Genomic DNA, 15,291 nt, shown 5'->3' on the forward strand with positions numbered 1-15,291 from the left:
CGCAGAACAGGCACATCGCCAGGACGAAGTACACGACCACCCGTGCCGGCAACAGCCGATGACGCCGCTCGACCCGGCCGCACCCGGCAATCACCCATCAACCAGCTCGGGCGGGAACGCCCGCGTCAGCACTCCCAGCGCGATCCGGTCCGAGAACCGCTCACCCGCCGACAACTTCACCTGTCCAGGCCTTGGCACAACCAGCCCAACGACCAAAACCACACAAAGTCACCGGTATTGCGTCTAGATGCCGAGTATCGAGGTGTACACGAGGAACGCAACCTTGCGGGTCGGCGTCTTCTTGTACGAGTGACTGGAGGCGAAGCGTCCGGAGCCGCCCCAAAACTCGGGCGGGCTACCGGGCATGCGTCGAGCGCGATCCGATCCCTGCGGTCAGGTGGATGGTGCTGGTCGATCCGCCGGTAGATGGAGGCGGAGATCGGCGCCCTGCCCTCCTCGAAGATGTCGGCGAGTCGGCGGGCGGGTGCGGTGAGAGCGTTCGCACACCCGGCCAGTCGACGTCTTCGGGATAGGCACAGGGAAGGACAGCGCGGCTGGCGGCGACAATGGCGCATGCCATGCCGATGTCACCGATCTTGAAGTGGCCCAGAGATCACAATACTTGTACTACTTTCAGTTCGCTGGCATCGCGACGCCGAAGTCGCTGCGTAGACTACTTACGAGCCGAAGTGCCCTTTCCAAGCAGCTAGTTCATCAACTTGAACGGCGCAAATGGGCATGCTCGGGTCAGAGGGCCTGGCCAGGGGAGAGCAGTATTGGATGGAGATTCACGAGTGCCTGCCGCCGTCCGGCAAATCGCGGCGCTGGTCGGGGAACTCCCTGACGGAGCGACCGCTCGAATGTTGGCAACGCTCGCGCGCGACCGCTATCCCGGACTCCCCGAAGCCCGCTTGCTCAAGCTCGCGGAGAAGGCCGTGGCCGCCGGACTTCTCCTCCGGCGAAACGAACGGTTCGTCATGGCTGTTGCTCCTGGTGGCGAGCAGTTAGAGCTGCAGACCACAGCACCAGACCGAGAAGGGCTTCGCATCGTCGCGATTGACCTCGAGAGCGTGGTGACCGCCATACCTGCGGAGCCCTACCTTGAGCGCCGCGTGTACCAGGCAGCGGCGGTGCGGTTCGGAACGGACCCGCATTGGGTTGCCGCAGCACCTCGCTGGGAGCGATTCCTGCAGCTCACCCACGATGCGGGGGAGATCCGGGACTCCATGGTCCGGCAACGTCTGCACGTTGAAGGAGTGCCCGCCGGTCAGGCGTGGCAGGAACTGGCCGCCTTCCTCGCCGGAGCAGACATGGTGGTGGCGTACAACGGCACCGGCCTGGACTTCCCCCTGATCCAGGAATCCGCACTGCGGGCGGGCTGTGACGATCCGTTGGCAGGCCTGCCGACCACCGACGCGCTCTATCTCGCACACGCGGTGTGGCCCACCGCGTCTTCCCACCGACTGCACTCGCTGGCCTCCGGAACGGGTGTCACAACCTCGGACCTGCGCCCGCACTCGGCCGCGGACGACGCCGAGCTCCTGATCCGCCTGCTGACCCGGGCTGCAACCGAAGTCAGCCAATGGAGCCCGGATTTGCGTGGCCTTGTCTGGGCGGCCTGCACGGACTCGCCCGGGTGGCAGTCACTCTTCGAGCTCGCCGGCGAGCCGCTCCGCCCGGGCTCCGCCCCCGACCCGTGGGACCAACAGCGGGTAGCTCGCCTGGTGGGCACCGCGATGGCCCACCACCGGCCCAGGCGGGACACCGAGGGGGCGCGTCGCGGCCGCCGCCCCGTACGGCTCACCACAGACCTTCTCGGCCCGGACGGACGGGTAGACCCGGTCGAACTCGCCGCGGTCGTGCACCGGACCAGGGCGGAACGGCGAGATGCGCAGCAGCAGATGGCAGCCGCGATGCACACCTGGGCCCGAGAGGGCACGTCGGGTCTGCTCGAAGCTCCGACCGGGACGGGCAAGAGCTACGCGGTCCTGGCCGCGGCTCTCGACTGGCTGGCCGGATCTCCCGGGCGCACTGCCGTGATCGCGACGTTCACCAAGCAGCTGCAGAGCCAGCTGGCTCAGGACCTGAAGGATCTCGAACGCGCTCTGCCAGACCTCCTTCAGCTCAGCGACCTCGTGAAGGGTCGCTCCAACAGACTCTCGTTGGCCGCTCTGACCGCTGCCCTCGCGCAGGCCACCCAGAGCAGGTCCGGGTCCCGCAGCCGAGCCCGCCCGGCGGACCAGTGCCGGTTCCGAGAGCTGGCCGTGTTCCTGCTCCTACGGCTGCGCGCTGGTGCCGAGCCTCCCGATTCCTGGACGGCGAGGTCGGTGGACCCAGTGGACCTGCCCGCCTTCCTCACCGAATACACCGGTCATGCGCTCGGACCGTGGCTCGAGGCCCTGTCGCAACGAGACGGCGATTATTCGCCAGGCGCCCATACCCCGGTCGCCGTTCACACCGACACCGTCCGCGAGGCGATAACCGGTCACCGCCTCATCCTCGCCAATCACGCCTTGGCGCTCTCCCACCTCGACGACCTCCAGGCCCTGGGCCCTGAGACCCTGCTGATCATCGACGAGGCGCACGAATTGGAGAACGCCGCAACGTCGGCGCTGACCGTCGCCGTCGACTACCAGACGCTCGAGGAGCTACTCGCCGAGTGCGCGACTTGGCTCGCGGATGCCCGCAGCGGCACCGCGCGGGACCGGATCGCCGGCGCTGTCGGGACGTTGGAGTCACTGCTGGAGGGGGAGCAGTTCCCCAGGGTCGCCGCACGGGCCTTCGACGCCCGGGCACGGGGAGTCGGGGTACGAATCGGCAGTCGCAGTGCGGTGCTGACGAGCCCGTACGCGGGCACGTCGGGCAGCTCAGAGGCCCGGCTGGTCCAGCGCCTGCTCGCAGAGTTCGCCCGAGCGGTCGGCTCGGTCTCTGCCCTCCTGAACCGGTACGTCGCCGAACACACCGCTGTGCTCGACGATTTGGTGAAGGAGCGCATGCTGGCTCTCGTACGCCGCGCAGAGGACAGCGCGGCGGCGCTCGAGCGCCTCGCCGAGGAGATCGAGGCCCTGCTGTGCCGCACCGTCCGACTGGACGGCACCCCCGAAGTCCTTCCTTCGCGCGTGGTCTTCCTGGAGGAACTCGCCGAGCCCAGGCCGGGCCTGCGCTCATACCGGTTCCGTGTCGCGTCCAGCCCGATCGAACTTCCCGCGGATACCGAGTGGCAGCGCTTCCTGGACCTGGTTCCCCGCATCCACTATGTGTCCGCGACCCTACGGGTCTCCGGTACCTGGGACTTCATCCGCACCAGGCTCGGGCTGTCGGCCACGCTTCCGGCGCTCGCACTGGACTCGCCCTTCGACCTGGCCCGACAGGCCGAGCTCGTCTGCTTCTCCGACTTCCCGTCCTGGGCGGAGCAGGAGGAGGGCGCCATGCGGACCGTCGCCCATCAACTCGGCGGCTACGCCGAGGAGCTGGTCCATCCGCGCGGGGACGGCGCCGGGCACGACGGCGGGGCCATGGTGCTCACCACGGCGCGCAGGACCGCCGTCGGGATCGGCGAGCTACTGGAGCGGGAGCTCCGTGCCCGTACTCTCTCCACTCCGACCGTCAACGCGCTGGTCCTCGGAAACGGCCGGGCGGTCGCGGAGTTCACCGACCAGGAGGACGGCGGCGGATTCCTGGTCGGGACCAAGGGCCTGTGGCAGGGCGTCGACGTCAAGGACGAGCAGCGGCTACGGCTGGTCTGGATCAACAAGCTCCCGTTCGCCCCATTCGCCGCTCCGATCGTCGAGGCGCGCCGTGCGGCGGTCAGGCAGCGAGCGGAGGATGCCGGGTCTCCCGATCCGGACGGTGTCGCCACCGAGGAGTACTACCTGCCGCTGGCCGCGCTCCAGCTGCGTCAAGCCGTCGGGCGTCTGGTCCGCTCCGATCGCCATCGCGGCGTGATCGTGATCAGCGACCGCAAACTCGGCGGTGCCACCGCCCTGCGCCGCGCCTACCGGCACGCATTCCTCGGCAGTCTGGACGAGGCTCTGCTGCGGCCGGACCCGACCACGGGTGAGGCGGGCGCGGGCAATGTGACGACGATGGCCGACGGCTGGCGGCGCATCTGGGAGTTCATGGCGCTGAACGGGCTCGTCCCCGACAAGCGGGCAGCCGAGCTCTGCACGGTCGAGGCGCTCGACCGCCACACCCTGCTCCCGTCCACCCGCCGGATCCGCGAACTCGCCCTCACTCGGGAGGAGACCGACCACCTGCGGGCGGAGGGCAACCTGGTCCAGGCCGTGTTGGAGCGCTCCGCCGAGATCGGCGGACTGCTCAGGCTCGCCGACGGGCCGACCGAGCTCAAGCCCGCGCAGCAGCGGGTGATCGCCGCCGCCACGGAGGGCCGGAACGTGCTGGCCCTGCTCCCCACCGGCTTCGGCAAGAGCTACACCTTCCAGCTGCCCGCCCTCGTCCTACCGGGAACCACCATCGTGGTCAGCCCGCTCGTCGCGCTCATGCACGACCAGGCGCTGGAACTCAACCGGTCCATCGGCGGCGCAGTCCGCGCGCTCATCTCGCCACTGCGGGAGTCGAGCAGCCGGGCCGGCAAGACCGAGGTGGCCGACCAGCTGCTGGGGCGCGCGGAGCACAACATCAAACTGGTGTATGTCAGTCCGGAGCGCCTGTGCCAGCGGCGCTTCCGTGAACTGGTGCGCCAGGCGGTGGCGGCCGGTCGAGTGACCCGGATCGCCGTTGACGAGGCCCACACCGTGGCGCAGTGGGAGGATTTCCGCCCCAGCATGCGCCGGCTCGGCCGTTTCCTGGCCGAGCTGCGCGAGGACCACGGCCTTCCCATCACCGCGGTGACCGCCACCGCCAACCGGTCGGTGCACGCGGCGATGCGCGAGGTGCTGCTCGGTGTCGAACCCGAGCCACCCGCCACCGGCTCGGCGAAGGAGCAGGCCGAGGCCCGCGGCTCCGACGGCCGCGACGGACTCGTGACGGCCCGGGAGAACCCGATCCGACCCGAACTGGCGATCTTCCGCCGCACGTTCCGGCGCGGCGGCACGGCCGAGGTCGCGGGGCTGGCCGAACAGGTGGTCGACGCCGCCGATGGACACGCGATCATCTACTGCCTCACCGTCAAGGAGGTCAACGCGCTCCACGCGCACCTTCGCGAGTACGTGGGCGACGCCGGAAAGCGGGTACTGCGCTTCCACGGGCGGCTTGCCGAGGCCGAGAAGGCAGCTGTGATGACCGAGTTCCGCGAAGCCCCCCGGCAGGGCGAGGAAGGCTTCGTCCCGCTCGTCATCGTGGCCACCTCCGCCTTCGGCCTCGGCGTCAACCGGCCCGACGTCCGGACGGTCTTCTGCGCGTCACCGCCAACCGATCTCGCCGCGCTCTACCAGCAGATCGGCCGGGCGGGCCGCGACGGCGCCGGCCGGAACCGCGAGAACGGGGACCGACCTGCCAACACCGCGCTGGCTCTGGCGACCAGCCGGGGCATCCGCACTGTACGGTTCATGACCGGACAGGACCTCTCGCCGTCGCTGCTCCGCCGCATGGGCAGGGCTGTCCTCGAGCAGCGAATCACTCTGGACCCCGTCGAGCTGGCCGCGGCCCTGATGGCCGAGGACGTCGCCGCCGGAGTGCTCGACGAGGAGGAACTCCGCAAAGGCCACGCCGCCGACCGCTATGCCGGCGGAGTCATGCGCGCCTTCAGCGCACTGGCCGACCTGGGCGCTGTCACTGACCTCGGCGACTACCCGCCGCTCTGTGCGGTCAAGGCCGGCGAACGGTCCCCTGATGGCAGGCTCTTCGGGTTGGCGCAGCAGGACGACTCACCGGAGCATTCCATCGTCGCGAGCCTGTCGGCCCTGATCGGCCGTTCGCGGCTGCGCGTTGACGAGCTCGACGCGCAGCTGGCCAGGGATGTCGGCGGGTACCGGGAGGTCTCCGACGGCCCTGCGGGCACCTGGGAGATCCTCGCCGACCTCCACGACCGAGGGCTCCTCGACGTTTCCGCCGCTCCGAGCCGACGCCTCGTCACCGGCCTGCGGATCGAGCAACGGCGGCTGCCGGAGGGATACCTGCCGCTGGTCTCCCGCCGGGCCGAGCGCGCCCGTGAGGAACTGGCCCTACTCAAAGCGTTCTTCGACGATCCGACCGTCTGCGCCCAGCAACTGTTCGCCGACTACTTCGGCGTCGCGGAGCTCCCCGACGGATGCTGCGCCACCGCAGCATGTCGCTGCTCGGCCTGCTGGGCCGTGCCCGACTGGCCGAAGCACCAGCGCCGACCTACCGTCGCGCAGGCCTTCGAGAGTCCGGCTCCACGCGTCGGAGGAAGTACAGACAGCGTGCTTCGCGCGCAGCGGATCGACGTCAGGACGTACCGCCTCGCCCGCCGGATGCCGAACGGAGTGCACGCCCGCTCGCTGTGGCACGCCCTGCGCGGCGAGGAAGCCTCCTTCGACCCGGTGAACCGACGGCAGGTGCTACTGCCTCGCCCGCTGCGGGACAGCCCCCATTTCGGCGGGCAGGCCGGCCTCGCATTCTCCGAGGTGGAGCAGAGCCTGCAACGGCTCACCGCAGCGGGCGCGTTGGTCACGACCCCGAACGGTCGCTGGCGGGCCAGGAACCTGCCCGTGACCGCGCTGAACACAACCCGGAGTTGAAAGGAATAAGGAACACGCGTGACCTCGGCACCATCAGCGCCACACGGAGTCTGGCGCCCGTACACGGACGATCCGCTGCTCAACCCCGCCGTCGTGGACGGCCTCGACGCGGTGGCCGTCCCGGACCTGGACCGGCTGCGCCGGTATCTGTCGGCCCTGGTCTCCGCCCGGAGGGGTCCGGTCCACACCACGGTGGCGTTCAACGCGGTCTACTTCGGCTACGACCTCGACGGCCAAGGGTATGGCGGCAGCCCTCTGGATCCGGATGCGTTTCCGGTCGTCACCCTGGAGGAGAGCAGCCCCGCGATCCCGGTCGGGGCCATGGTGCGCATCGCCACCGGATCCCATCCGCTGTACGCCGAGATCGTCTACAAGGAGGGGCAGCACCCGGCGGTCAGCGCGCTTGGCGACGTCCCCGGATGGGAATCCGGCGCGCCGGCGGGTGCAGTGGGCGTCCGCTCCCCGTTTCCCGGAGAAGCGCCGGTGCGGCGCGAGTTGCTGGTACCGGACACGCACGCGTTTGGCGAGGCTCTCAGCCTGTCGCCTGCCCAGCTCGGGCGGTTGCGCCTGCAGCAGCGCTGGCTCAACCAGGATGGCCATGTGGTGGTCAACGCCTGCTACCCGTCGCACGAGGCGGCGGGTCAGGACGCGCTGACCGCTTACGCGGACTACCTCCTGAGTGAGGCACGCGCCCAGCTGCTGAGCCCTGCGGTGCCGGTTTCGTTCGTCGACCTCGTAGGCGGGGACGACGACCAGCTGCTGCGCAGAGCCCTGCTGCGCACCCTCCACCTGCTCCAGTCTGTGCTGGCCACCTGCGAATCGGTGCGCTGCTGGGGTCCGTACGCGATGGCCCGCACGTCGCTGGCCGCCGCCTGGCAGGACGACGGTCCACTGGGTGGCGGCGACATGAGCACACTGGCGAGTTCACTGAAACTGGCCGGCCAGGCTACGGTCAGACGCCGCCACGGCATGCCGACCGCCACCACCGTGTACACCGCGATCGGCCCTAGGCTCCGAACCTACCCCGGGGCCGGGCCGATGCTCAGAGGCATCGACTACGCCGCGGCCGTCTGTCGGGCGAATCTGGCCGTCGCGGATGTGGTGCGGCGAGAGAGCGAGAACGGCCTGTTCGACAATGGCACCCGGGTATGTCTCGACGACGCCTTCGAAAGTGGCGGCATCTGGCGCTCTCACAGGCCAGGCGAGGACGGGAGCGCCGTCGATCCACTGAGCCCGACCGGACTGGGCTGGCGGGCCGCTTCGGAGCCTCCCACGACGCGGCCCGTCGCGCAGCCCGCGGCCGATCCGGACCCGCTCCCCACCGGGAGTGCCGTCGATGAGCCGGACCCGATCCCGGTCGACGCACCGCTCGGCGACACCGGGCTCGGCCAGCCCGAGCTGCTACGCGTGACCGACAGCGAGGTGGTGTGGAAACTCCCCTTGCGCCTCGCCCACATCATGGACGGCTACCTCCCGCTGCGGCCGCTCGTCGCCGACGAGCTGCGCGCCGTCATCCGCGAGCGCACCGCTGTCGTGCGCCTCGAACTCAGTCATCCGGGCGGAGAACTCGACGAGTCCGAGATGGTCCAGGACACAGTGCCCGACCTCGGCGGCGAGCAGGGCCGCCTGTCCGAAATCGAATGGCCGCTGGACTTCTTCCCTGGCATCGCGCTGCTCCTGCAGTGGCCGCGCGGCGGACAGGTGATCCGAGCCACCACGGTCCCGCTGGAAACGCCTGTCACGGTCGATGGGCTGACCATCGGGCATCACTACTCCAAGGAAGTACTCACCCGGGAGCACGCTCCCGGCAGTACCCGCGAATCCGACTCGCCTGCGGCACTCGACGAGCGCGGGCTGGTCATGCGCGCCGTTCGCCGCTGCGGACTGCTCACCGTCGACGGACACGCCCTGCTGGACCGCTCGGTGCTACCCACCGTGGTGTACGGGACGCGGCCGGCCAGCCACCAGGTGATCGCGCTGGAAGCGGCGGTGGAGGAATTGCTCGCCGTCGGCCGTCTCTACTCCGCCACCGGCAGCCGCGACGAGAACGGCTGCCCGCACCACCCCGCGCGCGCTGGCCAGCAGCCGATTCCATTGATCGGCTACAACCCGAACCCCGTCCCCGCGCCACGTGCGTCGGCCAGCCCCGTCGCGCCCGACCAGAACTGGCCCGGGCCAGCGACGCCTCACCAAGTCCACGGCTTCCTACGGCGGCTTCGCCCCGGAAGCTCTCCCAGCGAAGCTCAGCGGGCCGCCTACCGCCGGCACTGCCGAAAGCTCGGCAAGGCCGACGGCTGGGAACTCCCCACCGGATACACCTTCGTCACCGAGCACACCCGGGCGCGATGAGCCCTGCGCTCATGGCCCACCCTCAACAATCGGAGCACGCATGCACGACAAGTACCAGGCAGTGACCGATCCCCCGCTGTCTCCGCCCGACACCACACGCGCCAGTCTGCGCCCGCTGGCCGACGCGCTCAACGCCGTCGGCCGCCCGGTCGCCGACACCCTCGACCAGGTGACCGCCGACATGGTGGAGCTGGCCTTCAACTCGCTCTCCCCGAGGGAGCGGCAGCGGCTACTGGGCACGCTCGGTATCAAGCTGGCAGCGCCCCGCCGGGCGGGGAAGGCGCTGTGCAGGGACGTACTGTCCCGGATGCAGAGGGACGCGCGTCAACGGCAGTGCCGCTGCGCCACGCGGGCGCTGACGGGCCGGGTGATGAACGACGTGGCCACGGCGGCCTGGCCAGCAGACCACACGGACCCCGTCGCCGACCCGGTCACACGCTGGGGGGAGTTCCTCGTTCGCCTCGCGATCTTCTCCTGGTGCCAGGCCTCTGCGGGTGACGCCCGGATCCTGCTCTGGGCCGCTGATCGCGACTGGTTGGGGCTCGGCTCCGGGGATCCGCTCCTCAATGCTGTCCGGGGCGCCGCCGCTGATGTAGTGGCAGCGACCCCCGGTTTCGAGCCGCCAGGCCCCGAATCCGAGAAGCGGAGTACTCCGATGCCCGCGCCACGTACCTCCGACGCGCCATCCGCCGACTTCCTGCCAACAGTCGTCGCTGACAACCCGTCAGCCAGCGTAGGCGACTCCGGTTCGGACGACGTCCTCGACCCGGACGCCGCGCACCAGGCACTGGAGCTCGCGTTTCACGCCGCACTCGACGCGGCGCAACGAATCGGCGCGGCTCTCGACGACGGGTGCCCGCCCGACGACGACGACCTCCTCCCCCTTGCCGCGCTGAGGGTCGCATTCCTGCGGATGCGCGGTGCCCTGTCCGAGGTCGGAATCAAGGACGTCCCCGACCGCTTGCAGGATCTGTCGGCGGCGGTGCGATCTCATCGCGCCGAGCGCCGGCAGGACCACGCGGCTCGTGAAACGCTGGGGACACTGCTGACTGTCACGTGCGCGGCAGAGAGCTCCGCAGCCCAGGGACTCGAGGCCGCCCGCGAACTGGCCTGCCAACTGCTCGATCTGCCGGTTTGGAGTGGCACCGAAAGGGGCCAGGCCGACGCGCTCGGTCTGCTCGTCGAAATCGTCCGGCTCCGTGAGAAGCCGGATGCCCTGCCCGAAATCATGACCCGCCTCCAGTATGTCGGAGCGGCGCTGCCGCCCGCCGTCGCCGTCGCGGCCATGCTCTACAAGGAGTTGTCCCTCCCCCTGCCGCACGGCACCGAGGACCCGTCCGACCAGCCGGTCGCAGCTGAACCGTCCCCCGCTGCCACCCAGCCGGAGACGCTGCCCACCGGTGATCCGTCTGCCGAACCCCTACCCGACACCGAGATCCCGCCATCGGTACCCACGGCCGTGGCCGCCCCGCCGAGCACACCTGCCATGGCCAGCACGACACTCATCGAACCCCTGGCGGACAAGGGTGAGAGCGATGCCCCCGATGCACCGCCGCTGGTCCTAGCAGGCGAGCCGGAGTCCACCGACATCGACACCCTCGTGTCGACCGCCGTCTCCAGGCTGGTCACCGAGGGCCGATTTGGCCTGGCATATCACCTGGCCGGAGTCGCAGGGCGGCCCGAACACGAGGCCGCGGCGCTTCGGCTGGCTGCAGCTGGCGCTGCCCTGGGCTCGGGCTCGGGACCCGGTGCGCGCACCTTCGACGAGGCGCTGCGGCATTGCGACTCCTTCGAGGCCACGGTGTTCGAGGACACCGTGCTGCTCGTCCTTCCCGCACTGGTCCGCGCCGCTCTGGCGACCGGCGAGTACTCGGCCGGGGCGCAGCTGAAGGCCCTGGCCTCGCGGCTGCCCGAGGGCCTCGCCGCCGTTGCCGTCGCCGTCGCGGACCCGGCCCTGAGCGGTGCCCTGGCGATCACGAGGCCGCTGGCTGTGACTTCGAACGTCTCCGAAGCCGAGAGCAGGCTGCGTGAGGTCCTCCAGCAGGCCCGTGACCTGTTGAAACCCCCGCGGCTCAGGTTCAATCGCGCAACCCACATCGCCAAGCGCTGGCTTGCTGCGGACGGTCTCCTCGGTTCGGTGCTCCATGCCATCGTCAACGGCACGGCGGACACCGAGCCGAAGGCAGCCGACGCGGTCGCCCGGCTGACCCGACTCACCGAGATCCACTCCGAGATCGACAGGATGGACCGGGAGCTTCGCGCTTCGAGCGGACGGGCTCTTCAGGGCTCAGGTCGCCAGGACCTCGTGCATCTCGTCGAACGAGCCATGGACTGCGCCAAATCCTGGCTGGACGTCACGGCGGCCCTCAGAAGGAGTAGCTCGTCCGAGACCGACTGGGCGCGCCAAGAGATCGTCGCCATGCGTCAGACGGTGCTTACCGAACGGGCCCGAGTCCTCGACGACCTGGACTCGGTCAGACTGCGGTCGGTCGGTTCCCTGCCTGCAGCCGCCGCCTGGGCCGCCCATGCGTCTCTGAGCACCCTCATGGACGAAATCGAGCACGGAGCCACCGGACCGCAGAGGATCCCTGGCGGAGACGCGAAGCTGGCGATCGACGCCGAGCTGCTCAAGATTCCGCTGGCCGACGGCGAGCAGCCGTCGGTTCAGGAACTGCTCGCAGCCCTCGACCGGACCTGGGAGGAGGCCCTCGCGCTCCATGAGAAGCAGGATGCCTTCAGCACCGCGCACCGCATCCTCGACCTCGCCGAGCAGGACGCGCTGCCGAGCGGCGAGCCGGTGGACTTCGCGGCCGCGCGCCGCAGCCAGTTGCACGAAGCCGAGACGAAGCGGCGCGCCGAACTACGGACCCGGCATGCCGAACTCCTGGCGGAACTCCGACGTGCCCAGGCCGACGGCGCCCTCACTGACGACCAGGACCTGAGCCTTCAGGAGTTGCTGGCCGATGCGCATCCCGAGTCTGAGGATGGCAGCCGGCGCGAGCTGGTCCTGGTGAGTCGCACCCTCAACCACGTGGCGGAGCTTCTCCCCCGCTACCGTCGGCAGGCCGCCGACCGGCTGCGCTCCCGGCTGATGGCGCTCCCCGAGGTCAGCGAGGAGGACCGGTCCCAGGTGCTGCGCCACCTCGACACCGACGGGCTGGCGACCGCAGCCGACCTTGTGTACTTCCTCGAACTCGGCGAGCCTGTACCCGAGATTGTCTCCGGCGAGTCCCATCTCTCGGGTTTCTTCCCGGCCGTACCCGACGCACTGGGCAACGGGATCAGCGACGAGCTGATCGATACCGTCCGCGGCCGCAGCAAGCACCCCGCCCTCCCCGTACTGGACTACACCAGCCTCTCCGAGGATGAGGCCGAGCGCGCCGCGGACGCGTTGGCAGACTGGCGCGAGCTATCCACCACCGAGCCCAGGAAGCGCCAGGACGCCAACGCTCGGTATCAGCTTCTGCCTGCGCTCAAGCTCCTCGGGTACGAAGCCAAGAGGGCTCACCCCCTCCACGACCTCCCTCGCAGCAACGAGTACCGCTTCGTCGACGTGCTTGACATCGAGATCAACGGTCGAGCCTGGGCACCGGCCTTCGGCTCCAAGCTCGAACAGGCCGGCCGACTCCGGGTCCTGATGATTTGGGGCCGTCCGTCGGCCAAGCTGCTGCTGAGCCGTGTGGCTCAGGAACCCAGCAAGGAGAGCCTGCTCGTCGCTTACTTCGGTACCCTGAGCAGCCAGGCGCGAGCCGAGCTCGCGGCGGCCTCCATCGGCATCGCCCCGCTGATGATCGTGGACGACGCGGCCCTCGCCTACCTGGCGGCCCACGGCAACCGTCAGGTGAGCGTGGCAACGGAAACACTGCTGCCGTTCTCCGGGGTAAACCCGTACATCAAGGAGAAGCGCGGCCGGATCGGCCGGGAGATGTTCTACGGGCGCGACGCCGAGCGCAAGAACATCCTGGACCCGGACGGCACCCAGATCATTTTCGGCGGGCGCGGCCTCGGCAAATCGGCCCTGCTCAACGACGCCGGAGACCGATTCGCCGAGCAGCAGCCGGGCTATCACCAGAAGCTCTACATCAACCTGGACCAAAGCAACATCGGCAAGGGCACCGCGCTGGGCCCGGAGGCGATCTGGAGCGTTCTGGCCCGCGAGCTGACGGACCAGGAGGTTCTGCCCAAGCCACGGCGCAGGGCCGAGAACAACCCGTACGACCGAGTGCGTTCCGGCATCAAGCAGTGGCTTTCCGATGACTCGCGCCGACGGCTGCTGATCCTGATGGACGAGTGCGACCGGTTCTTCGAGGCCGACGTTCCGCACTGCACCGAGACCCGGCGACTGCGTGGGCTGTGCACCGAGACGCCCGGCCGGATGAAGGTGGTCTTCGCGGGCCTGCACTCCGTCCAGCGCTTTACGCGTCTTGCGCGAAACGGGCCGTTCAGCCACCTCGCCCAGACGCCAACCGTCGTCGGCCCGCTCGCGCCGCAGTTCGCGGCCGACCTGCTCGTCGACCCGATGCGGGCCCTGGGCTTCGAGTTCGTCGACGTCGACCTGGTCAACCGGGTTCTCGGCTACTGCTCCTACCAGCCCTTCCTGCTGCAGATGTTCGGCAGCAGACTGGTGGAGGTCATGCAGCAGCGACGGGCACGCGGCGAGGCCGGCGGCCCTCCGTACGACATCTCCGCGGCCGACGTCGAGGCGGTCGAATCGGACCCATCGCTGCGCGCCGACATCACCGCAGCGTTCAAGGACACGCTCACCCTCGACGACCGCTATGACGTCATCGCGAATGTGCTCGCCCGCCATGCCAGGGACAACGGCCTTGAGTCCCGTCTGACTGACGCCGAGCTCCGGGACGAGTGTGCGAGCTGGTGGCCCGTCGGCTTCGGTGCCCTGGACAGTGAAGGGTTCCGGGCCTACCTCCAGGAGATGGTCGGGCTCGGCGTGCTCGCGCCCAACCACGATGGCCGAGGCTGGCACCTGCGTGGGCCGAACGCGCTGCGCATGATCGGTACCGCCCAGGAGGTGGAGAGCCGTCTGCTCAGCGCCGCCGACGAGTGCCAGTTGGAGGAGACGGTGGTGCTGGAGGGCAGGCCCGAGCTGCGCGACAACCGGTCGGCGCCATTGACCGTGACCCAGGTCGACGACCTGCTGGGCGACCACGTCAACCAGACGCGAGTGGTCTTCGGTACGCCTGCCACCGGCATCAGCGATGTCGAAGACACACTGCGCTCGGTCACCGAACGGGTGGCGGGCTGGAACCTGCCTCCGATCGGGCGCCCGAGCGTCTTCCGGCAGGCCCTGATCGACGGCCAGCCCGGCGAGCGGCGGGTGGTGGTGAGCGATCTGGCAAGCAGAGCGACAAACGACGAGGCCTGCCGGGAAGCACTAGCTCTCGCCCGCACCCTTGTCCCGGAGCGCTCAGGTGTTACGCGAGCGGTTGTGCTGACCCTTGGGATCAGCCAACTGGCCTTGTGGCGCGAGCTGTTGACCGGAGCGGAAGAGGCTGACACAATCGCAGTCTTCCTTCGCCGGCACGATCAGCGGAGCCTGCGGGCTTGGGCGCAGCACACCGATATCTTCACCGCGGACCGGGTGACCCAGTTGCTCCAAGTCACCGGCGGTTGGCCGACCCTGCTGGACCGGGCCATCCGCCTACACCGCGAGTGCGGGAATGAAGACGACGCTCTGAGCAGGCTCAAGGACGACCTCCGGCAAAAAGTGTTGGCCGGTGACCTTCTCGAGAACTCCGGGCTCACCGCAGATTCTCTGGTTATGACCGGATATCGGGCCGTGTCCGAAGAGTTCGGTACCGAGTGGGCCGACGAAGAGGTTCTCCTTACGGCGATAGAGCTCGCCGGCTTGGAGCTTCCCGATGCCCAATGGGTTCTGACCTGCCTGGAGGCACTCCAGGCCTTCGACAGGAACGGCACCGAATTGCGGCTGGAACCGGTCCTGCACGAGTGCTGGTCCCGCTGCTGAAGTTGCGGTGTCTGCCCCTGGGTGGGCCGCTCTTGGCGAACGGCTCACCCAGGGATCCATCTGACGGCACGGAGACAGGAACCGACCTGGCTCTCTGAGTGGGGCATCCTCGCCACCACCACCGGCGAGGTCGGCCACGGCGTCGCGGCCTGCCAAATCGTCATGACCGCCGAGCATGACGCGCCAGCCCCGTCGGGCCAGGCGGGCGGCAATTCGGACTTGAAACACCTTCCTGTAGTGCGACGTTGAGTGCTGCTCGGCTGCGCTCCCTCGCGCTGGCTCTTCGCATCTCGCGCG

General features: G+C 69.4%; 3 protein-coding genes and 1 pseudogene. 3 read left to right on the plus strand and 1 reads right to left on the minus strand.

What is annotated here, in order from left to right; translation table 11 throughout:
- A pseudogene (locus ACFYST_RS34865) lies at positions 1-198 on the minus strand (transposase domain-containing protein); the annotation flags it as partial.
- 521 nt (positions 199-719) lie between these two features.
- Here ACFYST_RS34865 and ACFYST_RS34870 point away from each other — a divergent pair.
- Genes ACFYST_RS34870 through ACFYST_RS34880 form a run of 3 tightly spaced genes read left to right on the plus strand, consistent with a single transcriptional unit; the run spans position 720 to position 14,994 of the window.
- Positions 720-6,659, plus strand: coding sequence for a DEAD/DEAH box helicase (locus ACFYST_RS34870; RefSeq protein ID WP_387868317.1), 5,940 nt, complete (start codon positions 720-722; stop codon positions 6,657-6,659).
- Positions 6,660-6,677: 18 nt separating this feature from the next.
- On the plus strand, positions 6,678-9,008 hold the full coding sequence (locus ACFYST_RS34875) for a hypothetical protein (protein WP_387868320.1): 2,331 nt from the start codon (positions 6,678-6,680) through the stop codon (positions 9,006-9,008).
- 40 nt (positions 9,009-9,048) lie between these two features.
- On the plus strand, positions 9,049-14,994 hold the full coding sequence (locus tag ACFYST_RS34880) for a hypothetical protein (RefSeq protein ID WP_387868322.1): 5,946 nt from the start codon (positions 9,049-9,051) through the stop codon (positions 14,992-14,994).
- The last annotated feature ends 297 nt before the right edge of the window (positions 14,995-15,291 follow it).

It is taken from the genome of Kitasatospora sp. NPDC004614 (genome assembly GCF_042873675.1).
Classification (GTDB): domain Bacteria; phylum Actinomycetota; class Actinomycetes; order Streptomycetales; family Streptomycetaceae; genus Kitasatospora.